24 protein-coding genes and 2 pseudogenes are annotated in these 23503 nt (G+C 61.4%); 18 read left to right on the top strand and 8 right to left on the bottom strand.

Translation table 11 applies throughout. From position 1 onward, the window contains the following. Position 1 precedes the first annotated feature (1 nt). Genes ACP7BS_RS23550 through ACP7BS_RS23530 form a run of 5 tightly spaced genes read left to right on the top strand, consistent with a single transcriptional unit; the run spans position 2 to position 5596 of the window. Positions 2 to 784, top strand: a complete 783-nt coding sequence (locus ACP7BS_RS23550) for a HamA C-terminal domain-containing protein (RefSeq protein ID WP_426240032.1) — start codon at positions 2 to 4, stop codon at positions 782 to 784. Then, the gene (locus tag ACP7BS_RS23545) at positions 771 to 4283 is read left to right on the top strand and encodes a DEAD/DEAH box helicase (protein WP_426240031.1); all 3513 of its coding nucleotides are present in this window, start codon (positions 771 to 773) and stop codon (positions 4281 to 4283) included. Before ACP7BS_RS23550 ends, ACP7BS_RS23545 begins: the two co-directional genes overlap by 14 nt. Positions 4284 to 4297: 14 nt before the next feature. Next, positions 4298 to 4462, top strand: a complete 165-nt coding sequence (locus ACP7BS_RS23540) for a hypothetical protein (protein ID WP_426240030.1) — start codon at positions 4298 to 4300, stop codon at positions 4460 to 4462. Further along, positions 4452 to 5066, top strand: coding sequence for a hypothetical protein (locus ACP7BS_RS23535; protein WP_426240029.1), 615 nt, complete (start codon positions 4452 to 4454; stop codon positions 5064 to 5066). Before ACP7BS_RS23540 ends, ACP7BS_RS23535 begins: the two co-directional genes overlap by 11 nt. 47 nt (positions 5067 to 5113) lie before the next feature. Continuing rightward, positions 5114 to 5596: a hypothetical protein gene (locus ACP7BS_RS23530; RefSeq protein WP_426240028.1), complete on the top strand. Its 483-nt coding sequence runs from the start codon at positions 5114 to 5116 to the stop codon at positions 5594 to 5596. Positions 5597 to 5933: 337 nt separating this feature from the next. On the opposite strand, the gene ACP7BS_RS23525 is transcribed toward ACP7BS_RS23530, so the two are convergent. Next, positions 5934 to 6686, bottom strand: a complete 753-nt coding sequence (locus ACP7BS_RS23525) for a methylated-DNA--[protein]-cysteine S-methyltransferase (RefSeq protein ID WP_426240072.1) — start codon at positions 6684 to 6686, stop codon at positions 5934 to 5936. Further along, positions 6638 to 7066 (bottom strand): annotated as a pseudogene (locus ACP7BS_RS23520) (methylated-DNA--[protein]-cysteine S-methyltransferase); the annotation flags it as partial. The gene ACP7BS_RS23525 and the pseudogene ACP7BS_RS23520, both read right to left, overlap by 49 nt. Before the next feature lie 226 nt (positions 7067 to 7292). Between ACP7BS_RS23520 and ACP7BS_RS23515 the strand changes: the two are divergent. The 10 genes from ACP7BS_RS23515 to ACP7BS_RS23470 all read left to right on the top strand — a co-directional run bounded on the left by ACP7BS_RS23515 (position 7293) and on the right by ACP7BS_RS23470 (position 16242). Further along, on the top strand, positions 7293 to 7934 hold the full coding sequence (locus ACP7BS_RS23515) for a 2'-5' RNA ligase family protein (protein ID WP_426240027.1): 642 nt from the start codon (positions 7293 to 7295) through the stop codon (positions 7932 to 7934). A gap of 167 nt (positions 7935 to 8101) precedes the next feature. Next, on the top strand, positions 8102 to 9016 hold the full coding sequence (locus ACP7BS_RS23510; RefSeq protein WP_426240026.1) for an alpha/beta fold hydrolase: 915 nt from the start codon (positions 8102 to 8104) through the stop codon (positions 9014 to 9016). 179 nt (positions 9017 to 9195) lie between these two features. After that, positions 9196 to 10254, top strand: coding sequence for a M14 family zinc carboxypeptidase (locus ACP7BS_RS23505; protein WP_426240025.1), 1059 nt, complete (start codon positions 9196 to 9198; stop codon positions 10252 to 10254). Between the two features lie 172 nt (positions 10255 to 10426). Continuing rightward, positions 10427 to 11557: a TIGR03364 family FAD-dependent oxidoreductase gene (locus ACP7BS_RS23500; RefSeq protein WP_426240024.1), complete on the top strand. Its 1131-nt coding sequence runs from the start codon at positions 10427 to 10429 to the stop codon at positions 11555 to 11557. Beyond that, positions 11554 to 12333, top strand: coding sequence for a phosphonoacetaldehyde hydrolase (gene phnX / locus ACP7BS_RS23495; protein WP_426240023.1), 780 nt, complete (start codon positions 11554 to 11556; stop codon positions 12331 to 12333). Before ACP7BS_RS23500 ends, phnX begins: the two co-directional genes overlap by 4 nt. Before the next feature lie 70 nt (positions 12334 to 12403). Then, positions 12404 to 12754 carry an ArsC family reductase gene (locus ACP7BS_RS23490; protein WP_426240022.1) on the top strand — a complete coding sequence of 117 codons (351 nt, stop codon included), beginning with the start codon at positions 12404 to 12406 and terminating at the stop codon, positions 12752 to 12754. 3 nt (positions 12755 to 12757) lie between these two features. Then, on the top strand, positions 12758 to 13231 hold the full coding sequence (ybaK, locus tag ACP7BS_RS23485) for a Cys-tRNA(Pro) deacylase (RefSeq protein ID WP_426240021.1): 474 nt from the start codon (positions 12758 to 12760) through the stop codon (positions 13229 to 13231). Between the two features lie 10 nt (positions 13232 to 13241). After that, positions 13242 to 14126, top strand: a complete 885-nt coding sequence (locus ACP7BS_RS23480) for an MBL fold metallo-hydrolase (protein ID WP_426240020.1) — start codon at positions 13242 to 13244, stop codon at positions 14124 to 14126. A gap of 89 nt (positions 14127 to 14215) precedes the next feature. Continuing rightward, complete coding sequence (locus tag ACP7BS_RS23475; protein ID WP_426240019.1) at positions 14216 to 15463, top strand: aminopeptidase; 1248 nt, start codon at positions 14216 to 14218, stop codon at positions 15461 to 15463. Further along, complete coding sequence (locus ACP7BS_RS23470; protein ID WP_426240018.1) at positions 15460 to 16242, top strand: pyrroline-5-carboxylate reductase family protein; 783 nt, start codon at positions 15460 to 15462, stop codon at positions 16240 to 16242. Before ACP7BS_RS23475 ends, ACP7BS_RS23470 begins: the two co-directional genes overlap by 4 nt. Here ACP7BS_RS23470 and ACP7BS_RS23465 read toward each other — a convergent pair. Next, a pseudogene (locus ACP7BS_RS23465) lies at positions 16232 to 17133 on the bottom strand (EamA family transporter). The gene ACP7BS_RS23470 and the pseudogene ACP7BS_RS23465 overlap by 11 nt on opposite strands. Before the next feature lie 83 nt (positions 17134 to 17216). Here ACP7BS_RS23465 and ACP7BS_RS23460 point away from each other — a divergent pair. Next, positions 17217 to 17705 (top strand): MarR family winged helix-turn-helix transcriptional regulator, encoded by a 489-nt coding sequence (locus ACP7BS_RS23460; RefSeq protein WP_426240017.1) that lies wholly within the window; start codon positions 17217 to 17219, stop codon positions 17703 to 17705. A gap of 97 nt (positions 17706 to 17802) precedes the next feature. On the opposite strand, the gene hemW is transcribed toward ACP7BS_RS23460, so the two are convergent. The 4 genes from hemW to rph form a co-directional block, all read right to left on the bottom strand. After that, on the bottom strand, positions 17803 to 18978 hold the full coding sequence (hemW, locus tag ACP7BS_RS23455) for a radical SAM family heme chaperone HemW (protein WP_426240016.1): 1176 nt from the start codon (positions 18976 to 18978) through the stop codon (positions 17803 to 17805). Positions 18979 to 19250: 272 nt separating this feature from the next. Then, positions 19251 to 19895: an RdgB/HAM1 family non-canonical purine NTP pyrophosphatase gene (gene rdgB / locus ACP7BS_RS23450; RefSeq protein ID WP_426240015.1), complete on the bottom strand. Its 645-nt coding sequence runs from the start codon at positions 19893 to 19895 to the stop codon at positions 19251 to 19253. Between the two features lie 40 nt (positions 19896 to 19935). Continuing rightward, positions 19936 to 20331, bottom strand: a complete 396-nt coding sequence (locus tag ACP7BS_RS23445; RefSeq protein ID WP_426240014.1) for a VOC family protein — start codon at positions 20329 to 20331, stop codon at positions 19936 to 19938. A 3-nt stretch (positions 20332 to 20334) separates the two neighbouring features. Next, positions 20335 to 21054 (bottom strand): ribonuclease PH, encoded by a 720-nt coding sequence (gene rph / locus ACP7BS_RS23440; protein ID WP_426124937.1) that lies wholly within the window; start codon positions 21052 to 21054, stop codon positions 20335 to 20337. 210 nt (positions 21055 to 21264) lie between these two features. Between rph and hrcA the strand changes: the two genes are divergently transcribed. Together hrcA and grpE are read left to right on the top strand one after the other, a co-directional pair. Next, positions 21265 to 22323 (top strand): heat-inducible transcriptional repressor HrcA, encoded by a 1059-nt coding sequence (gene hrcA / locus ACP7BS_RS23435; protein WP_426240013.1) that lies wholly within the window; start codon positions 21265 to 21267, stop codon positions 22321 to 22323. 115 nt (positions 22324 to 22438) lie between these two features. Further along, positions 22439 to 23053, top strand: a complete 615-nt coding sequence (grpE, locus tag ACP7BS_RS23430) for a nucleotide exchange factor GrpE (RefSeq protein ID WP_426231130.1) — start codon at positions 22439 to 22441, stop codon at positions 23051 to 23053. A 58-nt stretch (positions 23054 to 23111) separates the two neighbouring features. Here grpE and ACP7BS_RS23425 read toward each other — a convergent pair whose 3' ends face one another. Next, the gene (locus ACP7BS_RS23425; RefSeq protein ID WP_426231131.1) at positions 23112 to 23474 is read right to left on the bottom strand and encodes a hypothetical protein; all 363 of its coding nucleotides are present in this window, start codon (positions 23472 to 23474) and stop codon (positions 23112 to 23114) included. Positions 23475 to 23503 lie beyond the last annotated feature (29 nt).

Here is a 23503-nt window from a genome sequence, read left to right as displayed (position 1 = left end):
CGTGGGACTGTACGAGAGGTGGTGCGATGCCACCAAAGAAAAGGACAAGCGGAGGCATTACTGGACCTATGTCGAGAAGGACGCGGGCCGAGATGAGATCCGCGATGACCTCGCCGAGACCGTCCGCTCGCACTACGATCGACTTGAACGCATCGCCGAAGACGTCGAGCGGCTCGGATACAAAGTCGCCGCCAGTATCCTCAGCGAGGCGATGCCCCAAACTCCGAAAGGCCGCTCCGGCGATCTCGGCGAAATTCTCGCGACCGAGCTGGTCGAAGAAGAGATCGGCTTGCGCGTCCCGGTACGCCGCCTCCGCCACAAGGACGGTCGCAACATGGCCATGCGTGGCGACGACTTCATCGGCGCCGGATACGATGGGGCTGGCGAGAAACTCTGGCTCCTGAAAGGCGAAGCTAAAAGCAATAAGGTGCTCGGCAAGGCCACGGTGACGAGCGCGCGTAAGGTGCTCAACCGCGACAACGGTCGCTGCACGCCAGATTCCCTGTTGTTTGTCGCCAACCGCCTGCTGGAGAGCAACGACACGGACGACAACGCGCTGGGCCGCAGCCTCCGTGACGAGGTGGGCCTGAAGTCCCTTCGCGCCGATCGCATCGACCACATGCTCTTCACGGTGTCGGGCAACGGCCCCCACGCCTCGCTGAAGGGTGATCTCGACGGCACGGGGACCAACCGGGACCACTACGTCGTGAACATCCACGTCGAAGATCACCAGGACTTCATCGCGGCCGTGTATCAAGAGGCGGAAGACCTTGGAGACGATTGACGAACTGACGGTATTCTTGGCGACCGCTACCGCCGACGGTATCCTTGGGCGCCTCCTCTATCGCGGTGCGGCCTGGTCGCTGATGCGCGAGGAGGGCGTGCTGCCGCCGAATGCGCCGCCCCTCGGTGCGACAATCGAAACCGATCTTGCCGAACACGGCTTTGCCCTGCTTCGGGGCGCGATGGCCCTGCGTGCCCAGGCTGGCGCTTCGGAGCTGACCAGCAAGGCGTTCGAGCGCGCGGCCAATGCGTTCGAAGCCTTGGTGCGCAACGGCGACCCGGAGGCAGCCGACCGCGGCTTCCGTCGCATGATTGCCGCTGCCGCCTATCATCTGGCCGGCTTTTCGGCGGTTGCCTATTCGCTCTTCAACGAGACGGCAGACGATCTCAACGCCTCGCCGGGTGAAACAGCGATCCGACACCTCATCCTGCGCGATCTCGGGCAACTGCGTGGCTTCGTTCGCGAATGGCTGGACGACGACGTTAATGGCGATGAGCAGATCGCCGAGGCGCTACGAGGGGAAGAACCAGACGTCGACGAAGTGCTGGCGACCATCCTCAACACAACGATCTGCCGAGCTTTGGCGCATTTTGACTTCGCTCTCGAGACCGGCGAGCCCGAGCCGATCGAGACCGCACGGGCATTGCTCGCCACTGCGGTCAGACTGGCGGACAACGCGGAGAATGTGCCGCTGTGGTGGATTTCGAACCTCTGCCGCCACCTGATCGACGACCTCTGGCAGCATTCGCTGCATCAGACCCTGCCGACCGAGCCGCCTGAGGGGACAGAAGAGAAATACCCCGATCTGCGGCGCCTGTTCATCGCGTCGCTTTTTGCCCGCAAGACGTCCGAGGTGGAGCTATGGCCATCGCAACGCGAAGCGGCCCGGCGTTCAACCGATGTCACCGACGATCTGGTCGTTGCATTGCCTACCAGCGCCGGTAAGACGCGGGTGGCTGAGATCGCCGCATTGATGACCCTGTCATCGGCGCGCCGGGTGTTGATCGTTACGCCATTGCGCGCCTTGTCCGCCCAGACCGAGCGATCTTTCAGAAAGACCTTCGCGCCGCTCGGTTTCAGCGTCTCCTCTCTTTATGGCGCCAGCGGCCTTTCGGCTGGCGATGAAGACGCTTTGCGCACCCGCGAGATCATCATCGCGACGCCCGAGAAGCTCGACTTCGCGTTGAGAAGCGACTCGTCGGTGATTGATGATGTCGGCCTGATCGTCCTCGACGAAGGCCACATGATCGGCCCGAGCGAACGCGAAATTCGCTACGAGACGTTGGTGCAACGTCTGCTTCGGCGCGCGGATGCGGACGAACGCAGGATTGTCTGTCTCTCCGCAATCCTGCCCAGCGGCGACGAGTTGGACGATCTCACCGCATGGATTCGCTCGGACGAACCGGGCGAGCCGGTGCGGTCCGACTGGCGCCCCACGCGACAGCGGTTCGGCGCACTCACCTGGCGGGGTAAAGACGGGCTGCTCCGGCTCGACCTCGACGACGATGGTCCCTTTCTCGACAAGTTCGTTGTCGAGAAAGCGGCGCTCGGGAAAGAGAAGAAGCCCTATCCGCGCAAGAACTCGCACCTCGCCTTGTTCGCGGCGTGGGAGTTCGCAAGTCAGGGCAAGCGGACCCTGATCTTCTCTACCCAGGCCAATTGGGTCGAGAGCTACGGCAAACAAGTCGTGGACCTTTGCAAGCGTGGCTATCCGGATTCGCTGCTGGAAGACGAAGCGTCGATCGCGCGTGCATTGGAGGTGGGCAAGGAATGGTTGGGCGAGGACCATCCCGCCGTCGCCTGCTTGAAAGCAGGCGTAGCCATCCACCATGGCCGGCTGCCGAGCCCGTTCCTGCGTGAGTTGGAAGCCCTCCTGTCCGAGGGGGTCCTGAAAGTCATCGTCGCGTCGCCGACCTTGTCGCAAGGCCTGAACCTCAACGCCGCCGTCTTGTTGGTGCCAGCGTTGTATCGGGCGTCCGAGAAGATCAAAGGCGAGGAGTTCGCGAACGTCGCTGGCCGCGCCGGGCGCGCCTTCGTGGACGTCGAAGGCCTCATTGTGCACGTCATGTTTGACAAGATCGATTGGCGAAAGAAGGAGTGGCGAAAGCTGGTCGCCTCCGCCAAGGCCCGCACGCTGAAAAGCGGCCTTATCCAGATCGTCGCCGAGATCCTTGATCGCTTGTCACGCGAAGGCGTCCTGGATCGCGACGATGCTTGGGAATACCTCGCCAATGCCCGTGAAGCATGGACATCGCCCGAGGAAGAAGCCGCGGTCGCCGAGCGCCTCGCCGCAGGCGCGGAATACGATGCCGATGTCGATGGCGGCGATGAGGATGAGGGCGGTGGCGGTGACGAGGAAGAAAGCGTCGATGAGGAGCCGCTTTCGCAAATCGTCGAGCGCCTCGACGCGACCGTGTTCGGCTTGATTGAAGCGCTGGATGCCGATCGCGCTGACCTGCCGAAGCTCTTGGACGAGGCGCTTAAAGGATCGCTTTGGGCACGTCAGATCGCCCGCGAAGACGAGGACGTCGCCCCACTGCACAAGAAGGTGTTTGAAGCGCGTGCCGATCTTATTTGGAAAACCACCACTGCGCCGGCGCGGCGCGGGCATTTTGCCATGGGCGTCGGACTTGAGGCAGGCCTCTCGATCGACGCAATGGCCGACGAGTTGGCTGCACTGCTTGACCGTGCTGACGCGGCATCGCTGAGCGGTGACATCGATGAGCTTGTCGATGCGCTCGGTGGCCTCGGGGAGCGCCTGCTGTTCATGCGGCCGTTCATCCCCGATAAGGCGAACGCGCTGCCGGCGAACTGGAAAGTCATCCTGCGAAGTTGGGTTTCTGGCGAGGATGTCGCCAAGATTGGGCCGCAGAACATGCGCGCGGTCGAGGAGGCCTTCACTTATCGCCTGGTCTGGGCTCTGGAAGCCGTCCGCACTCGCCGAATGTCGCTCGGCTGGTCGCCGGACACTGTGGCGGGCGGTGCGGCAGGATCGGTCGAAACTGGCGTTCCGCAGTTCATGATGGCGATGCTGATCCGCGCTGGCCTTCCCTCACGGCGTGCGGCTATGGCCGCGATCGAAGATGCCAAACCGATCTTCGTCACGCCCGCCGAGATGCGGGCCTGGCTCGAATCCGACGAGATCACGGCCTATACAGACGCCGGCGATTGGCCGACGCCCGACACCGCTGCGCTATGGGCACGCTTCCGTACCGAGGCCCTCAGCGGCGGCATCCAGAAGTGGTCGGTCGAACACTACAAACGTCTGCTCGACATCGCCACCGCACCGCCTGCCGGCCTTTATCGGGTTGTCACCGACGAGGGCGATGGGCGCACCTGGCTGACGACGCCCGACTACCGAAGAGTCGCCGCGTTCAAGAAGTCGGCGGTCGATCCCAAGCCCAGCCTCTTCTCGGGTCGATTGCCGGGTAACACCAGGCTTGTGGAAGCCTTGCGCGTCGGTCGCGGAAAACTGCGCTGGCCGACAGCCGACGCGTAAGAAGGGAATAGGTCGTGGCTGGTGATCTTTATGGGCTTATCGCAGCTGTTTTACAGGCGATGACCCATGCCGAATTGAGCGAGGCGCCGCAGCGGATCACAGGACTGGTCGTACCTACCGCGGATGGCTTCTCGAAGCGGCAGCGTATCGAGCTGGCGCTGGCAAAACTTGGCGCTTAAGTTCGCCGGCTCTCGTGGTGACATCGCGCTCGATGAAGCGGCCCGCAAGGTGCTTGAAGGCGACGACCCGCCTCTGAGCCACATCACACGACGAGACCTCGCGCGGGTCTTCGGAGATGATCTCGCCGGCGAGCGTAGCACGATGGAGATGGTTGGACGCTATTTCCCTCTTTCTACGCCCATAGAGGACTTCCTCGGGAGCAGCGGTCGGAGCCTGCGCGACCAAATCACTCGGCACATGGATCAATATCCCGGCGATTGGTCGGTGGAATATCTGTTCGGTGAAATCGGCGCATTTGACTGCTCCAGAGCCAGGTTCGGCGCGTTGCTTGAGGAGGCTGTTCATCCCCTCAGTCGGTCGGGAGAGGAGCAGTTGCGGACGGTCGCCGCCCTCAACAAAATTCTTGCGCGCGATGGATACGAGCTAGCGCACGAAAGCGAACTCTCCGGCCACCCGATCTTCAGCTTCCGCCCGCTCGTGCGTGGGGTGGGCGGTCGACCCAAGAACTTGATCTTCGCCTCGCGGGGGCGGAAGCCGGAGATCGGTTTTGCCGACGCCATCAACAACGACATCGTCATCTATCCGGCGAAGAAAGCTGCCTGATCTTCGACCGGTCGATCGGCTCAGATGGTCTTCTCTGGTCCCAGCTCGTGTCTTGGTGGAGCGATGTCACACCGGGTGCCGATGCGGCAAATCTCGGAGCGCGTCTCCAAGAATCCCTAGCCTCAGACGCCGAGCGAAAGCTCTTCGCCACTTACTTCAAGGCCTATCAATCCGTCCTCGGTGAGGTGCTGCCCGCGCTCCTTCCGCAGGTCTATCTTCACTATGATCCTGCCATCGTGAAAAGCCTACGCCATCGCCTACCTCTTCCGCGTCAACGTATGGATTTTCTGCTGCTGCTTCCGGGGCGGCAGCGCATTGTGCTGGAAGTAGATGGGAAGCACCACTTCTCGGAAAATGACCATCCGTCCTTGAAGGTCTATGCAGACATGGTCTCAGCTGACCGGGAATTGCGCCTTGCCGGATATGAAGTCTACCGGTTTGGCGCGAACGAGTTAGTCGGCGATAGCGCTGAACAGAGGATCACCGATTTCTTCGAAAAGCTCTTTCGGTTACACCGCGTCCGGCTATGAAACCGCCTACCAATACGACACGCGGTGGGATTGACATGATCGTCAATCGACCGTGCGTGGCGATAGATGGCGGAAGGTCGTTTTGCGAAAGCAGCCGAAAAAGCCAATGTTTTCAGTAGCCGGTATTTTCGACGGTGTATCGGACGGTATAGCATTTCGCGGAAAATATTTTCGTGTTTTAAAACAGTATCTTATGATGCTAGGAAATAATGGAGTGGGAATGATTTTGGCCGACGCGGTCTTTTCTGAATAAGGCCCAGCCGCCGCAGCGCTCAGGCGGATGCGCTGTGACCCGGCACGGTTGAGGACGAGGTCAGTCCATCCGTCAACGGATCGGTCACAGCAGTAGCGACTGCTGCGCTGCTTCCGGCGCGCCGACATGCACGCCTTCGAGTTCCAGCATGCGGACCTTGGAGGTCGCGCCGCCGGGTGCGGAAAAGCCGCCGACCTTGCCGCCGGCGGCAAGCACGCGGTGGCACGGAATGATCAAGGGCACGGGGTTCCTGGCCATGGCCTGACCGACATCGCGGGCGGCCTGTGGTCCGGCGCCGAGTTCCTTGGCGAGGCTGCCATAGGTGGTCGTATGGCCCCAGCCGACGCGGCGAAGAGCCTGGTAGATCTGCCGGAAAAATTCGTCCTGGCCGTCGAGATCGAGGGCTACACCTGAGAAATCCATGGTCTCGCCATCAAAATACCGCCGGATGGCAGTGATGACGTCGCTGATAGCGGGCGTCGGCGCACCGGGTTCGGCGCCTGGCACGCGGCGCAGCACGTTGCGTTTGGTGGCTTCTACGCTTTTCGTTGGCAACTGGAAGCGGGTGATGCCGATATCGTTCCAGACAATGCCGCAATAGCCGCCGGCCGTTTCGAAAACGTGATAGGTCTGTGCTTTCTCTGCCATCGCTCCATTCCTTCCGTTCCCCGCGCAAGGCAGCGGGTCAAATACTCTGGCGTCCGTCAGGCCGCCGCCTTCAGCCGGTTGCTTTCCAGTGCCAGCAGATATCGCTTGGCCTCCAGCCCTCCAGCCCTCCAGCCCTCCGGCAAATCCATGCAACTGGCCGTCCGATCCGATGGCGCGGTGGCAGGGCACGATGATCGACACCGGGTTTCTGCCATGGCGGCTCCCATCGCACGGTATGCCGTGGGGTGGCCGATCTGCCGGGCAAGGCCCGCATAGGTTCGGGTTTGGCCGTAGGGGATTGTCAACAGCGCCTGCCAGACCGCTTTCTGGAACGCGGTGCCGGCCAGATCAAGCGGAACGGTAAAGTTCGTCCTGACGCCAGCGAAATACTCTTCCAGTTGCCGTTCTGTTTCAAGCAGAACAGGGTGATTTGGTCCCTCTATCCGTTCCCCGAGCCTGACACGCTTCGGGTCATCCTTCTCCCAGAGAATGGCAGCCAAACCGTCGCCCCGGGCAACAAGCTCAAGTCTGCCGACGGGCGAGGGGATGATTTTGTGAATGTAGGTCATAGGCACAGTTTCGCTCAGTTTTTCGCATCCCGCCACCCGTTTCTTGCACTGGGATGACGGGTCCAAGGTGATTTCGCTCCGTTCCAAGGAGGGTCAAATTGGTGCAAGGGCGCGCCGCAGTACGTCACGTCGGCGTGGGAATAAATTCATATTGTTCTTGTTTTGTTCTTGATCTCAAGCTCGACTCGGCTATAGTGGCGACATCCAAAAAGAGATGAGGTCTGCCATGCTTGGAAAAGCCGGGGTCGTGCGCATTGAACAGAAGTCATTTTCACTCGGTCAGGCCGGCGCAGCCGTGCCGCTCCGGTCCCACCAGAAATATGCCGATGATCATGGAAAGAGCAATCTGTTCCTTGCCCTCGTGCCGAAGCGGGAGGTGGCGTTGCAGGCCGTCGAGACGGGAAGGGACATCGCGCGGCGCTATGGGCTGTCGAAAAGTCCGCGGCCGCATGAGCTGATGCATGTCTCGCTCAATGGCATCGGCAAATATCAGGATTTCCCGGACGATATCGTCTTCGCCATATCGGCGGCGATGGCGACCGTCAAGGCGGCACCGTTCGAGGTGAACTTCGATCGTGCCATGTCCTTCGCCGGCGCCAAGGCTGTCGTTCTGGCCAATGCGATCCGCAGCGAGGAGATGATGGACCTGCACGTCCAACTCGCCAAGGAAATGTGGGCGGTGGGTCTGAACTTTACCTACAATCCGCGCTTCATGCCGCATATGACGGTGTTCTACGATGAGACGCCGGTGCCGGAACATATGCTGGCCGAACCCGTCCGCTGGATTGCGCGCGAATTCGTGCTGATCCGCAGTCTCATTGGCAAGAGCGAATACGAATATCTCGATCGCTGGCCTTTGGTGGATTGACCTGTATCGGGCCTTGAGCTTGCAGTGGCAGGCACAAGGCCCGGGCAGATTGTTCGCCATTTCCGAACGTGAGTTCCGGAATTGGGTGTCTAGTGCGAACCGGAAACGAATGCGATCTTGCCGCCATCAGACGGCCATTTCGGCTGTCGCAAAACTGGAAGATCGTCATGTTCCGCTCTCTGATCGCATCTGCCGTCATCGCTTTTTCCGCTCCCGCTTTTGCCGAGGGCGTTCCGCACTATCCTGCAGAGTTCACCACGCAGGAAATCACCACCAACGGCACGGTGCTGCATGTCCGGGTGGGCGGCAAGGGGCCGGCTGTGGTCCTGTTGCATGGCTATGGCGAAACCGGCGACATGTGGGTGCCGCTGGCTGTCGATCTCGCCCGGGATCACACGGTCATCGTGCCCGATCTGCGCGGCATGGGTCTTTCGGCCAAACCAGCTGAAGGTTACGACAAGAAGACGCAAGGTCAGGATATCGCCGGTGTTCTGAAGGTGCTGAATGTGGAAAGGACCGATGTGGTCGCCCACGATATCGGCAATATGGTGGGATACGCCTTCGTTGCTCAATATCCGCAGGACGTCAGCAAATTCGTGCTTTTGGACGCGCCGATCCCAGGCGTCGGGCCATGGGAGGAAATCCTCAAGCATCCGCTGCTCTGGCATTTCCGCTTCGGCGGGCCAGATATGGAACGCTTGGTGGCTGGCCGTGAGCGCATCTATCTCGATCGCTTCTGGAATGAGTTTTCCGCCGATCCGAAGAAATGGGATGAGGCTTCACGGCAGCATTACGCCGCTCTCTACGCCCAGCCCGGTGCGATGCACGCCGGTTTTGCGCAATTCGCGGCCTTCGATCAGGATGCGATCGACAACAAGGCATTTCTCGCCAAGGGCAAGCTGACGATGCCGGTCCTTGCGATCGGCGGCGAAAAGTCTTTCGGGCAGACCATGGCTGTGGTTGCCAGTGCTGCGGCCGACAATGTCACCGGAGTGGTGATCCCGGCATCCGGTCACTGGCTGATGGAAGAACAACCGGAGGCGACGGTTGCTGCAATCCGGTCCTTCCTCGACAAGAAGTGATTTTCTGTCACCGCGAACCTTCTTGAAGTCAATCGGCGCGTGGTCATCCACGCGCCGATTGACGCCTACCATCGCTGTCTCGGCAATGCGCGATCCTGAGCAAGCTGCAAGTTTTGGCATCTTGCGCCCATCGGTCGGAACCCGCATAAGCCCCTGAAATTGCAAAAGGGAAGATGGTCATGGAAATTTCTGAAATCGTCATCAAGGGAGACACACCGGGTGTCGAATGGCGGCTTCCGATCATCCGGTTCAACGGCAGCGACGCCAAGGCGCCGAAAATCTATATCCAGGCGGCATTGCATGCCAATGAACTTCCGGGCACGGCGCTGCTGCATTTCCTGTGCGAAAAGCTGCGTCAGGCCGATGCCGACGGTACGATCCTCAGCGATATCACCATCGTTCCGCAGGCCAATCCGATCGGCACGGCGCAATCGCATTTCGGCGATCTGCAGGGCCGTTTCGACCTCGGCTCGCGCACCAATTTCAACCGCGAGTTCCCGCTGATCCCGCTTTCCGAACGCCAGACGCTGGTCGAGGATCTGGAGCACTATCCGGTGGTCGAACAGCTGAAGCGGCAGCTGCTGCATATGGCGCTGGGGGCCGATCTGATGCTCGATCTGCATTGCGACGACGAATCGGTACAATATACCTATGTCGACGAAGCCTTCTGGCCGGAGGCCGCCGATCTGGCATCGGCGCTCGATATGGAGGCCGTGTTTCTGGCTGACGGCGAAAGCAGCGCCTTCGAGGAAGCTGTCGGCTATGCCTGGAAGCATGAAACCGCCGAAAAGGCAAAGCGGCTACCCGGCCGCCTCGCCGTGACGGTCGAGCTTCGCGGCACGCGCGACGTCTATCCGGACATGGCCCGCAAGGATGCCGAAGGGCTCTGGCGCTTCCTTGCCGCCCGCGGTGCTGTCCGCGGCACCGTCGCCGTCCTTCAGCCTTACAAGGGCAAGGTCACGCCGCTCGACAATATCGAGATGATCCGTGCGCCGCAGGCCGGTACCGTGCTGTTCCATCGCACCATCGGCGACACCGTCGCTGCCGGCGATCTTCTGGCGACGATCATTACCGTACCGGGCATGGAAGGCGGTACGATCGATATCCACGCCCCCCAGGCCGGCCTGATCGCGACCCGCACCTCGCAGCGTTTCGCCCGTCGCCGCGACAACCTGATGAAGATCGCCTGCGACGAGCCCACCCAGGCGGTGCGCAAGCCCGGTGCGTTGGAAGCCTGAGCCACCGTCTTTGTCCTCGGGCCGCGCTTCGGAAAATCCTGAGCGTTTGAGGCGTGAATGAAGTGGATAATCGCCGCCCTGCCGGCGGTTGTCATAATCCTTTTATGGAATTGCGTTCTTTAGCCGCGAGCCAACCCGACCTGACCCGTTGCGGGCACGCAGGAGAGAACGCATGCCCATCTATGATCTCGCCGTTGTCGGTGCCGGTATCGTCGGCCTCGCCCATGCCTATGCGGCGGCGAAACGCGGCAAGAGGGTTATCGTCATCGACCGCGATGCGCAGGCCAATGGCGCTTCGGTGCGCAACTTCGGTTTCATCACCGTCACAGGCCAAGGGGCCGGCGATTGCTGGACCATGGCGCGGCGGGCGCGGGATATCTGGGCAGAGACCGTCGACAAGGCCGGCATCGCCGTCGTTCAGCGCGGCATGGTGCTGGCCTCCCGGTTCGATGAATCCGAAGCGGTGATCGATGCTTTCCTGCGCACAGACATGGCAGAGGGCTGCGCAAGGCTGACGGCGCGCCGGGCGCAGGAGCATATTGCCTGCCTGCGCACCGACGCTGCTCGCGTCTCGCTCTACAGCCCACACGAAATCCGCGTCGAATCCCGCACGGCGATCCCGCTGCTAGCGCGGTTTCTCGAAGAGCAGCTTGGCATCATCTTCCTGCGCAGCACCACCGTTACTGCGGTCGAACCGCCGCGCGTGGAAACGGCGGATGGCGTGATCGAGGCCGAAACGGTGGTCATCTGCCCAGGCGACGATTTCACCGGCCTTTTTGCCGAGCGCATTGCTGCCTACAATGTCACCCGCTGCAAGCTGCAGATGCTGCGCGTGCGGCCGCGCCAGCCGGTCCGTTTCAAGACGGCCGTGATGTCCGATCTCGGACTTGGCCGCTATCTCGGCTATGCCGACCTGCCCGAGGCCGAGCTGCTGAAGAAGCGCCTCGATGCCGACCTGAGGGCGGAGCGCGACAACGGCATCCACCTGATCGTCACCCAGTCGGCCGATGGCTCGCTGGTCGTCGGCGACAGTCACCATTACGCCGCGACGCCCGATCCCTATGCCTCCGACGCCGTTGATGCCATGATCCTTGGCGAATTCGACCGGGTGCTCGATCTGCCGGGACGCGTGATTTCCGAGCGCTGGATCGGAACCTATGCCTCGGCGCCGGACCGCTGGCGTTTTACCGACAAGCCTTCCGATAGCACCCGCATTGTCGTCGTCACCGCCGGATGCGGTGCCTCGACGGCGTTCGGCATCGGCGAGGAAACCATCAATGAACTCTATGGGAGTGCCGCATGAGCAAGTTCAAGGCCGTTATATTCGATTGGGCCGGCACCGTCATCGATTTCGGGTCCTTCGCACCGATGGGCGCCTTTGTCGAAACCTTTGCCAAATTCGGCGTCCATGTGACCATCGCCGATGCCCGCAAACCGATGGGGCTGCCGAAGCGCGCCCATATCAGCGCCATGCTGTCCGAGCCGCATATCGCGGCGGGCTGGACATCCGCGCAAGGGGCAGCACCCGATGAAAGCGCCATCGACAGGGTCTATGACCTGTTCGTGCCGTTGAACGAAGAGGTGGTCGGCGACTATTGCACGCTTGTTCCAGGCACGCTCGAAACGGTTGCCTACCTGCGCGCCAAGGGCATGAAGATCGGATCGACTACCGGCTATACGCGCTCGATCATGGAGCAGGTGCTGCCGCTTGCGGCCGAACAGGGCTTTGCGCCCGAAAACCTGATCTGCGCCGATGACCTGCCGCTTGGCCGCCCGACGCCGATCGGCATGTACAAGTGCTTCCTCGACCTGATGGTCTATCCGGCCGGCGCGGTGATCAAGGTCGACGATACCGAGCCTGGGATTGCTGAGGGCGTGGCCGCCGGCTGCGTCACGGTCGGACTGACGCTCTCGGGCAACGAGGCAGGCCTGACACTGCCGGAGCTTGCCGCTCTTTCGCCGAACGAACGCGCTGCCCTTCATGAAAAGATCGGTGCCAAGCTCAAGGCCGCCGGTGCCGATCACGTCATCGAAACCGTCGCCGGCCTGCCGCAGCTGATCGACATGCTGGAGCGCTGATAGACGCCGTCCGGCATTCTCAGCCGGATATCTTCATGCTATCCCGCATACCGGTAAAAAGGGATTGAGCATGAGCGTGACCATTTACGGCATCAAGAATTGCGACACGATGAAGAAGGCGCGGACCTGGCTGGAAGGCCAGGGGATCGCCTATGATTTCCACGACTACAAGGCCTCCGGCGTGTCGCGCGAGACGCTGCAGCGCTGGACGGCGGCGCTTGGCTGGGAAACGGTATTGAACCGCGCCGGAACCACATTTCGCGCGTTGCCGGATGCCGACAAGCAGGAGCTCACCGAAGACAAGGCGATCGCCCTGATGCTCGCCCAGCCGTCGATGATCAAACGCCCGGTGCTCGACCATGACGGCACGCTGACTGCCGGCTTCAAGCCGGAAATCTATGGCGGCCTTTTCCAGGGATAGACCATGTCGAAGAGCACCCGCGCGACGCTTGCGCTGACAAAGGCCGCAGCCCCCTTCACCGTCCACACCTATGACTACGACCCGTCGGCCGACCGGATCGGCATGGCGGCGGCCGAGGCGTTGGGCGAGGCGCCGCACCGCGTGTTGAAGACGCTGATGGCCGAGGTCGATGGCAAACCGGTCTGCGTGGTCGTGCCATCCGATCGGGAAGTCAGCATGAAGAAGCTGGCGGCGGCGTTTCAGGGCAAATCGGCCAATATGATGAAACCGGCCGAGGCCGAGCGGCTGACCGGCTATCATGTCGGCGGCATCAGCCCGTTCGGGCAGAAGAAACAGGTGCCGACGGCGATCGAGGAGGCAGCCCTTACCGAGCCGCTGGTCTATATCAATGGCGGCCAGCGCGGCCTGCAGGTACGGCTTAAACCCGATGATGCCCGCAAGGCCCTGAACGCGGTTGCCGCCCCGCTGATTGCCTGAGAGAAACACTATGTCCGAGATGACCGAGACGCTTTCGATCCTTGAACCCTATCCCGGCATCTTCGCCTATTATGACGGGCGGATTGCCGGCAAGCGGTTGCATGCCGAAGGCCCGAACTGGCTGGACGATGGCGCCTATTCCCTGGGCGTTGCCTCCTATGCCATCGTCGATGGTGACGAAGCGCTGGTCTATGACACCCATATCTCGCTGGCACACGCGAGAGCAATCCGGGCACATCTCGAAAGCCGCGGCGTCCGCACGATCCGCGTCGTGCTCAGCCACTGGCACAAGGATCATATTGCTGGTACCGCCGTGTTTGCCGGTTGCGAGATCATCGCCCTCACGTTGACGGCGCAGAAGCTAGAGGAGAACCGCGACCGGATCGAAGTGGCCAACCCACCGATTGCGCCGCTGATCATGCCGACACGGCTGTTTGATGAAAAACTGGAGCTCACGGTCGGCCAGCGCCGTGTCGAACTGCATCATTTCGCGATTCACAGTGCGGACGGCAATGTCATCTGGCTTCCGGACGAAAAGCTGCTGCTGGCCGGCGATACCCTGGAGGATACCGTCACCTACATTGCCGAACCCAAGCGGATTGCTACGCATATCGGCGAACTGCGGCGTCTGCGGGAATGGCCGATCGACAAGATCCTGCCGAGCCACGGTGACAGGGTCCGCATCACCGAAGGCGGATATGCACCGGCACTGATCGATGCGAATCGAAGCTATCTCGAGCGCCTGGCGGCCGCGATTGCGCAAGGCGAAACCGTGATCCCGCTACTGAAGGACTTCGCCGCCGCCGATATCGCGTCGGGTGCCATCCTTTATTTTCCGCCCTATGAAGCGGTCCACCAAAGCAATATCGCGGCCATGACCGCTGCCATGCAATGATGGGCTCAGTTGCGCAAATGCGCCTTCAATTTAGCCACAAAGCACACTAAGTCTTTCGTGTGACGCCAATTCAGCAGACAGGTACTCCCATGACCTCTCCCGTTCACCAAGCCGTCGATCCCGTCAAACTGGACAAGCTCGCCGAAGTCGCCATCAAGGTGGGGCTGAGGCTTGAGCGTGGCCAGGATCTCCTGATCACGGCGCCGATCGCCGCGCTACCGCTGGTGCGGCTGATCACCAAGCATGCCTATATCGCCGGCGCCGGGCTGGTGACGACGTTTTATTCCGACGAGGAAACGACGCTCGCCCGCTATGCCCATGCCCCCGACGAGAGCTTCGACAAGGCCAGTGGCTGGCTTTACGACGGCATGGCCAAAGCCTTTGCCGGCAACACCGCCCGTCTTGCCATATCCGGCGATAACCCGATGATGCTGGCCGCCCAGGACCCTGCCAAAGTGGCGCGCGCCAACAAGGCGATGTCGATGGCCTACAAGCCGGCGCTGGAGAAAATCTCCAATTTCGACATCAACTGGAACGTCGTCTCCTATCCCAACCCCGCCTGGGCGAGGCAGATGTTCCCGGACGATGCCGAAGCTGTTGCCGTCGAAAAACTCGCCAATGCGATCTTTGCCGCCTCGCGCGTCGATGTCGCCGATCCGATCGCGGCTTGGGGTCAGCACAATGCCAACCTCGCCAAGCGCTCCGCATGGCTGAACGGCGAGCGTTTTTCCGCGCTGCATTTCACCGGCCCCGGCACCGATCTGACGGTCGGGCTCGCCGACGGTCATGAATGGCATGGCGGCGCCTCGACCGCGAAGAACGGCATCACCTGCAATCCCAACATTCCGACGGAAGAGGTCTTCACCACGCCGCATGCGCTGCGCGTCGAAGGCCATGTGTCGAGCACCAAGCCGCTGTCGCATCAGGGCACGCTGATCGACAATATCCAGGTTCGTTTCGAAGGTGGCCGCATCGTCGAGGCCAAGGCGTCGAAGGGCGAAGAGGTGCTGAACAAGGTGCTGGATACCGACGAAGGCGCGCGGCGCCTCGGCGAAGTGGCGCTGGTGCCGCATTCCTCGCCGATCTCGGCCAGCGGCGTGCTGTTCTACAACACGCTGTTTGATGAAAACGCCTCCTGCCACATCGCGCTCGGCCAGTGCTATTCGAAATGCTTCCTTGACGGCGCCTCGCTCAGCCAGGAACAGATCGCGGCGCAGGGCGGCAATTCCAGCCTGATCCATATCGATTGGATGATCGGTTCAGGGGAAGTCGATATCGACGGCGTTCGCGCCGATGGCGCCAAGGTTCCAGTCATGCGCAAGGGCGAATGGGCTTGACCACGCTCGGCGTCATCGGCGGAACCGGCTGGCTCGGTGGGGCTCTGCTTCGCCCAGCACTCGCCAAGGGTTTCGTCGCTGCCGCCGATCTCATCCTGTCGTCGCGCAGCGGCAAGACGGCAGGTTTTGAGGGCTGGCCGGATATCCGGTTTGTCACCGATAACCAGGCACTGGCGGCACAATCCGACATCGTCATTCTGTCGGTGCGGCCGGAAGATATTGATACGCTGGAGCTTGATCTGTCCGGCAAGCTGGTCATCTCGGTCATGGCCCGCGTGCCTGCAGAAGCGCTGCTTGCGCGCTTCAAAAGCGAACGCGTCATTCGCGCCATGCCGAATGCCTGCGCCGAGCAGGGGCTTTCTTTTACCCCCTGGCTTTCGACACCGGGGGTGACTGCTGCGGACGCTGCTTTTGCCGACGGCTTCTTTGCCTGCTCCGGAAAGACGACAAAACTGTCCGCGGAAAGCGAGCTGGATTATTTCACCGCCCTGACAGGGTCCGGCCCGGCATTCATTGCCGCCTTTGCCGATGTGATGATCCGTGATGCCATCGCAAATGGCGTGGCTCCGGATGTTGCCGATACCGCCGTCCGTCAGCTCTTTCTCGGCTCCGGCGCGTGGATGGCCGATGCTTCGGAAACAACGGCCGATACTGTTCGGGTCTTTACCGAGTACGGCGGGACGACTGCGGCCGGCCTGACGGCGATGCTGTCGGCCGATATCGCCGGGCCGATCTCCAAGGGGCTGGCGGCCGCAAGGGACAAGGCCGCTAAGGGCTGACGGTTTTCGGCGTGACCGGTACTGCAGCACGGGGCGCCATCTGTGCCCGTTGCCCGAGCCATACGCTGACCAGCACGGCGGCCATGCCGATAATCTGCAGCGGCGTCAGGTTCTGGTTCAGCACGCCCCAGCCGAGCAGTGTGGCCACCAGCGGGCTGAGAAAGCCGAGCGAGCGACGGCTGCTGGTTCCAGCTTGGACAGGCCGCGAAACCACAAGAGATAGGTGAAGGCGGCGCCGATCAGACCCAGCCATGCCATACCAAGCACATTGGTCGTGGTCGGCATTGGTAGCGCCGGTTCGAACAACATGGCCACCGGCAACAGCAGCAGGCCGCCCGCCGCGAGTTGCCAAGCAGTAAAGGTCAGGCTCGACACAGGCGGCGCCCAGTGGCGTGTCAGCACCGTGCCGAACGCCATGGAGACCGCGCCGGCCAGCCCGGCGATGATGCCGATCGGGTCGAGCGCCGCTCCAGGCGTCAGCACCAGCAGGGCGACGCCGGCCATGCCGACAATACCGGCAATGATCGCCATCGTCTTGACCGGCGTGCCGATCAGCATCCGCGCCAGCGTTACGACGATCAGCGGCTGGATGGCGCCGACGGTCGCAGCAACACCGCCGGGCAGGCGATAGGCCGAGACGAACAGCATCGCCCAGAAGAACGAGAAATTGAGCGCACCCAGAATGAAGCTGCGCGCCCACCAGATGCCCTGCGGCAATTGCCGGACGATCAACAGCAGGATGAGACCCGCGGGCAGAGCGCGCAGCATGGCGACGGTGAGGGGATAGCCATGCGGCAGGAATTCGGTGGTGACCAGATAGGTGCTGCCCCAGATGGCGGGTGCGATGGCGGTCAGGCCTATATCGGTGAGGGATGCGGATTTTATCTTCATTTGAAGTATCTCGATTTCAAGATAAAATCAGGATACTCGCGATTATCTTGACGTCAAGATGAATTCTGCATACCAGAAAACCCATGGATGAAGATCACGTCGATAGAATTCTGGCTCAGTGGCGCAAGGAGCGCCCGGATCTCGATGTCGAGCCGATGGGGCTGCTCGGCCGGCTGGCGCGGCTATCGACCTATCTCAGCCGCGAGGTCGAGAAGACCTTTTCGGAGTTCGGACTGTCGTCGGCGAGCTTTGACGTGCTGGCGGCCCTGCGCCGCTCCGGCCCGCCTTACCGGCTGTCGCCGGGCGACCTCTTGGCAACGACGATGATCACGTCGGGCACGATGACCAACCGGATCGACCAGCTGGAAAAGGCCGGTCTCGTCGAGCGGCTGACCAATCCGGAGGATCGCCGCAGCGTGCTGATCGCGCTGAAGCCGGAAGGGCTTGATCTGGTCGAACGCACTGTGACCGCCCATGTCGCCAACCAGCACCGGTTGACGGCACTGCTGGAGCCGGACGAGCGGGCGGCGCTGGATGCGATCGCCAAAAAATATCTCGCAGCGTTCGAATAACTCGGAGCATGTCCGCTCTTCTTCGAAGCGCGAAAACGCTCCAGCTTTTTATCTTTGCGCAATTGCGGACGCGCTACGCACTTTTACTGGAATTGCTCTAGCAGGCGAGATCGGCAACCACGGCGTCGAGGATCAGCATGCCGGCCGGCGTGCAGCGCAGGCGGGAATTGCCCAGCCGCTCGATGAAGCCGTGCTCGATCAGGAACTGTTCGCGGTCGGGATCGGGCTCGCGGCCGGACAGGTCCTGCCAGCGCACGAGGTCGATGCCTTCCTTCAGCCGCAGGCCCATCAGCAACAGCTCGTCGGCCTGTTCGTCATAGCCAAGCACTTCCTGCTCGACCATGCCGTGGCCGTGCTCCTCGACCAGTTGCAGCCAGTCTTCAGGTTTGCGCTCCGTCGCGGTGGCGATCTTGTTGCGGCCGCGCGTCAGGCGGCCATGGGCGCCCGGGCCGATGCCGGCATAGTCGCCATAGCGCCAGTAGGTCAGGTTGTGGCGGCTCTCGGCGCCGGGTGCTGCATGGTTGGAAACCTCATAGGCCGGCATGCCGAAACCTTCGGTGATCTCCTGCGTCGCCTCGTAGAGCACGGCGGAATGCTCGCCATCCGGCACGATCAGCTTGCCCGCCTTGTGCAGTCCATAGAACGGCGTGCCTTCTTCGATCGTCAGCTGGTAGAGCGACAGGTGATCGACGGCATAGGAGACGGCCTGCTTCAGCTCCTGTTCCCAGGCCTCGACGGTCTGGTTCGGGCGCGCATAGATCAGGTCGAACGACATGCGCGGAAAGATATCGCGCGCCAGGCCGATCGCCTTCAGGGCGTCCTCGACATTGTGCAGCCGGCCGAGAAACTTCAGGTCCCGGTCGTTCAGCGCCTGCACGCCAAGCGAAACCCGGTTGACCCCGGCGGCACGATAACCGCGAAAACGGGTCGCCTCGACGCTGGAAGGGTTGGCCTCCATGGTGATCTCGATGCCGTCGGGCACATGCCAGAGGTTGGCGATGCCGTCGAGAATGGCCTCGACCGTCGAAGGGTTCATCAGCGACGGCGTGCCGCCGCCCATGAAGATGCTGGTGACGGTGCGCGGACCCGACATATGCCGCATCGCCGCCATTTCGGTGAGAAATGCGGTGACGAAACGCGGCTGGTCGACCGGCTGATGCCGGACATGGCTATTGAAATCGCAATACGGACATTTGGCAGCACAGAAGGGCCAATGCACATAGACCCCGAATCCGGGCTCCTTGCTGTCACCGATGGAAGAAAAAGTGGCCATTCTGGTTTGGGTCTTTCAGGCGCTCGGGCGCGATGTCGTTAGGTTAGGCGATACTTGTTACTTGGCGCGGAAATTCACCACACCGTCATTCCTGTGCTCGTCACAGGAATCCAGTCACGCGACGTCTGTCGCGTGGAAGAGCCCTTTGCGCCGCAGACGCGGCGCTGCTGGATCCCTGTGACAAGCACAGGGATGACGGAGGATGGTTGATCCGTCAATTACCACCTTGGAGATCGAGGTGGTCACCGGAGACCGGGCAAAGAGCCGTCACTTCACGCACTCAGGCATGTCTCGGCAAAAAGCTTGAACGCCCGCGCCCTATGCGACAGCGCCTCGGCATCGCCCGGTTTCCAGCCGTGCTTTTCCGCAGCGCTCATTTCGCCGAACGTGGTGTCGTAGCCGAGCGGTTGAAAGACCGGGTCGTAACCAAATCCTTGGTCCCCGCGCGGCGGCCAGACGATGTGGCCTTCCACTTCGCCGCGAAACAGCTCGACATGGCCATCTGGCCAGGCGAGGCACAGCACCGAGACGAAGCGGCCCGTGCGCCGGTCGAAGGCGGTAGCGCCGGCTTCCTGGATGGCGGTTTCGACCTTTTGCATTGCCAGGGCGAAATCGCGCGTGCCATCAGCGGTCTCTGCCCAATTGGCGGTGTAGACGCCCGGATCGCCGTTCAGCGCATCGACGACAAGGCCGGAATCGTCCGAAAGCGCAGGCAGGCCGGAGGCTTTCGCCGAGGCCAGTGCCTTGATCGTGGCGTTTTCCTCGAAGGTCGTGCCGGTCTCGTCCGGTTCGACAAAATTGAGATCCGCCGCCGATTTGGCTTCAAAGCCCATCGGGCCGATCAGGTCACGGATTTCGCGGATCTTGCCGGCATTGTGGCTGGCAACGATCAGGGTCTTGTCTTCAAGCTTGCGCATCTACGTCTTTCTCATCCGGCGGGCATTCCGCCCATTCGTGTCAGTCGATATTCCAAAGGCGGGCTTCGGCGCATTCCAGGCTGTTTCCGGCCGGATCGCGGAAATAGAAGGAACGGGCGCCCGATGGCCAAATCACTTCGGATTCAATCGCAATCCCGGCTTCCGACAGCTTCTTCTTCCAGGCATCGAGATCACCGGCTGCTACCCGAAAACACATATGCCCGGGACCTTGCGTGCCATGCGGCAGCGGCGGTGTCAGCGTTTCCACCGGATTGAAGATCAGCAGAACACCGGGACCGCAGCGAAAGAAAACATGCCGGTTGCCGGCGCGGCTGATTTTCTCGAGGCCGAGAACGGAGCCGTAAAACGCCTCCGCCGCATCGAGATCGTCAACATAGAGCGCCGTCTCCAGAATGCCTTCGAACGGTGCGGCCATGGCTCAGCCCCCGATTGCCTGCTTCTGCATGCCCACCAGTTCGGCGATACCGTTCTTGGCGAGGCCGAGCAGCGTGCCGAATTCCTCTTCGGAAAAAGGCTTGCCTTCGGCCGTGCCCTGGATCTCGACGATGCCGCCGGAGCCGGTCATGACGAAATTGGCATCGGTTTCAGCGGCCGAGTCTTCCAGATAATCGAGATCGATCACCGGCTGATTGGCGAAGATACCACAGGAGATCGCGGCGATATGGTCCTTCAGGACCTTTTCCACCTTGATCATGTTGCGGGCTTCCATCCAGGCGAGGCAATCGCGCAGCGCAATCCAGGCGCCGGTAATGGAGGCGGTTCTGGTGCCGCCATCGGCCTGGATGACGTCGCAGTCGATCGAGATCTGGCGCTCGCCGAGCTCCTTCAAGTCGACCACCGCGCGCAGCGAACGGCCGATCAGCCGTTGGATTTCCTGGGTGCGGCCGCTCTGCTTGCCAGAGGCTGCCTCGCGCTTCATGCGCTCGCCGGTGGCGCGCGGCAGCATGCCGTATTCGGCGGTAACCCAGCCCTTGCCACTGTTGCGCAGCCACGGTGGCGTCTTTTCTTCCAGGCTCGCCGTGACCAGCACATGCGTATCGCCGAACTTCACCAGGCAGGATCCTTCTGCATGTTTGGAAACATTGCGCTCGAAGGAAACCTTGCGCATCTGGTCGGTTTTTCTGCCGGAAGGCCGCATCATGAACTCCTGTGATGTTTGTCAGCCTTCTAACCTAACTTGGGAGGAAGGGAAATCATTTGCTCTAAAAGAGTGAAGGAGGGGCAAAAGGCGTTGTACGGCGGGTTTTCCAGCCAATTTCCCTTTTGCTATCCGGGCGGGGATCACTATATTCCAATTGACTTCAACAACATGGGTTTTTGCGTTCGAATGGTCCTGGATAAATCTGCAATGCGGGAAAGGCTTTCGGCGCTCGACGAGCGGTCGGGCGAAATCTTCCGTCGCATCGTGGAAAGCTATCTGGAAAGCGGTGAGCCGCTGGGTTCGCGCAGCCTGTCGCGCATCCTGCCGATGTCGCTGTCGCCGGCCTCCGTCCGCAACGTCATGAGCGATCTCGAAGACCTCGGCCTCATTTATTCCCCGCATATCAGCGCCGGGCGTTTGCCGACACAGAATGGTCTGCGGTTTTTCGTCGATGCCTTCATGCAGGTGGGCGATCTGTCGCCCGAGGACCGCGCCTCGATTGACCGGCATGTGCGCCGCGTCGACCGCGACCAGCCTGTGGAAACGCTGCTCAACGATGCCAGCCAGATGCTGTCGGGCATGTCGCGCGGGGCAGGCTTGGTCATCACCGCCAAGAATGATCCGGTGCTACGGCATGTCGAATTCGTCCGGCTGACGCCGACCAAGGCGCTGGCGGTGCTCGTCGGCGAGCATGACCAGGTGGAAAACCGTATCATTGAGCTGCCGGCCGGCGTCACCAGTTGGCAACTGACGGAAGCCGCCAATTTCCTGAATGCCCATCTCGCCGGACAGACGCTGCCAGAAGTGCGCGGCCAGCTGGAGAAGGTCAAGGAAACCGTCCGGCGCGAACTCGATACGCTGAGCCAGGACCTGGTCGAGCGCGGCCTTGCCATCTGGTCTGGCAGCGAGGCCGATGACAAGCCGACGCAGCTGATCGTGCGTGGCCGTGCCAATCTTCTGGAAGGGCTGGCTGGCGCCGAGGATGTCGACCGGCTGCGTATGCTGTTTGATGATCTGGAAAAGAAGGACAGCCTGATCGAAATCCTCAATCTGGCCGAAAGCGGGCCGGGGGTGCGGATCTTCATCGGGTCGGAAAACAAGCTGTTTTCGCTGTCCGGCTCGTCGCTGATCGTGGCGCCCTACAGGGACAGTGACGACAAGATCGTCGGCGCTGTCGGGGTCATCGGTCCGACGCGGCTGAATTACTCGCGCATTGTGCCGATGGTGGACTATACGGCGCAGCTGATGTCGCGTTTGTCGCGGTAATCGGCCGGGAAGAAGCCGGTTTTTACGGCAGCTTTCGATTGTACCCTTGATTTTTCGGCTTCAAAGCTCGATATCGACACCAAATCCTAGACATATTGACATTCCGGAGACCGTCATGACCGACGATATAAACAAACACGGTGCTGAAGTGAACGCGGACGAAGCAGCTGCCGCCTATGCAGAAGCCGCCGATGATCAGGTCGATACCGCCGTTTCCGAGCCGGATCCGTTGGAGCTTGCCAAGGCTGAAGCGGCCGACATGCGCGACCGCTACCTGCGTCTTGCCGCTGAAATGGACAACCTGCGCCGCCGCACCGCGCGCGACGTCAAGGATGCAAAATCCTATTCCGTCGCCGGCTTTGCCCGTGACATGCTGGCCGTGTCCGACAATCTGCGCCGCGCGCTCGACGCCATTCCGGCAGAAGCCCGCGAGGCCGGCGATGTCGGCTTCAACGCACTGATCGAAGGTGTCGAGATGACCGAACGCGCCATGCTGTCGGCGCTGGAGCGTCATGGCGTCCAGAAACTGGAGCCGGTCGGCCAGAAATTCGACCCGAACTTCCATCAGGCGATGTTCGAAGTGCCGAATGCAGAAGTTCCGAACAACACCGTCGTCCAGGTCGTTCAGGCCGGCTACACCATCGGCGAACGCGTCCTGCGCCCCGCCATGGTCGGCGTCGCCAAGGGCGGCCCGAAGGTGGTTGCGGCGGAAGAAAACCCGGAAGCTTGATTGTTGCTTCCGTGCCTGGGAAGAGGCGGTACATCACTTCTTGCTGGTGGCCGCTTTCCTAACCGCCGCAATAGACCCTTTTGGTCGATGCTTTTTTCGAAAAAGAAATGGTTTTTGCGACGCGAAGAGGATTTTGTTCCGAAAGTCTTCCACCGCTTTGCCCTTGGAGCGAGACCAGGGCTGATTGCCAGTCTTTGCCCTTCGGATGTTTTTTCTGCTCGAGGAACCAACTCGCCGCCTTGCTTTTGCTGAAGCTTCGAAAAGCTGCCTGAATTGCCGGCTGATCCTTGACCGAAGCAAGGAGCTTGATCCGTACAGGCGTATTCTCCGACGTACATCCGGTAACAAAAACATCGCCCGCTGCCGCTGCGGGAAGTAGCATAAATGCTGATAAAACAATCGATACAAAAATGGACTTCATTTCCTGCTCCAATCTCATATTAACGTATG

It is taken from the genome of Pararhizobium sp. DWP1-1-3, assembly GCF_049896125.1.
Taxonomy (GTDB): domain Bacteria; phylum Pseudomonadota; class Alphaproteobacteria; order Rhizobiales; family Rhizobiaceae; genus Pararhizobium.
The sequence above is the reverse complement of the archived record's forward strand: the minus strand, read 5'-3'. Positions and strand labels throughout refer to the sequence as shown.

Bases quoted from the DNA above. Each gene is read 5' to 3' on its own strand.
- ACP7BS_RS23505 (WP_426240025.1), top strand. From the start codon at position 9,196: ATGGAAATTTCTGAAATCGTCATCAAGGGAGACACACCGGGTGTCGAA.
- grpE (WP_426231130.1), top strand. From the start codon at position 22,439: ATGACCGACGATATAAACAAACACGGTGCTGAAGTGAACGCGGACGAA.
- ybaK (WP_426240021.1), top strand. From the start codon at position 12,758: ATGTCGAAGAGCACCCGCGCGACGCTTGCGCTGACAAAGGCCGCAGCC.
- rph (WP_426124937.1), bottom strand. From the start codon at position 21,054: ATGCGGCCTTCCGGCAGAAAAACCGACCAGATGCGCAAGGTTTCCTTC.
- rdgB (WP_426240015.1), bottom strand. From the start codon at position 19,895: ATGCGCAAGCTTGAAGACAAGACCCTGATCGTTGCCAGCCACAATGCC.
- ACP7BS_RS23445 (WP_426240014.1), bottom strand. From the start codon at position 20,331: ATGGCCGCACCGTTCGAAGGCATTCTGGAGACGGCGCTCTATGTTGAC.
- ACP7BS_RS23480 (WP_426240020.1), top strand. From the start codon at position 13,242: ATGTCCGAGATGACCGAGACGCTTTCGATCCTTGAACCCTATCCCGGC.
- ACP7BS_RS23515 (WP_426240027.1), top strand. From the start codon at position 7,293: ATGCTTGGAAAAGCCGGGGTCGTGCGCATTGAACAGAAGTCATTTTCA.
- hrcA (WP_426240013.1), top strand. From the start codon at position 21,265: ATGCGGGAAAGGCTTTCGGCGCTCGACGAGCGGTCGGGCGAAATCTTC.
- ACP7BS_RS23510 (WP_426240026.1), top strand. From the start codon at position 8,102: ATGTTCCGCTCTCTGATCGCATCTGCCGTCATCGCTTTTTCCGCTCCC.
- hemW (WP_426240016.1), bottom strand. From the start codon at position 18,978: ATGGCCACTTTTTCTTCCATCGGTGACAGCAAGGAGCCCGGATTCGGG.
- ACP7BS_RS23475 (WP_426240019.1), top strand. From the start codon at position 14,216: ATGACCTCTCCCGTTCACCAAGCCGTCGATCCCGTCAAACTGGACAAG.
- ACP7BS_RS23425 (WP_426231131.1), bottom strand. From the start codon at position 23,474: ATGAAGTCCATTTTTGTATCGATTGTTTTATCAGCATTTATGCTACTT.
- ACP7BS_RS23500 (WP_426240024.1), top strand. From the start codon at position 10,427: ATGCCCATCTATGATCTCGCCGTTGTCGGTGCCGGTATCGTCGGCCTC.
- ACP7BS_RS23490 (WP_426240022.1), top strand. From the start codon at position 12,404: ATGAGCGTGACCATTTACGGCATCAAGAATTGCGACACGATGAAGAAG.
- phnX (WP_426240023.1), top strand. From the start codon at position 11,554: ATGAGCAAGTTCAAGGCCGTTATATTCGATTGGGCCGGCACCGTCATC.
- ACP7BS_RS23460 (WP_426240017.1), top strand. From the start codon at position 17,217: ATGGATGAAGATCACGTCGATAGAATTCTGGCTCAGTGGCGCAAGGAG.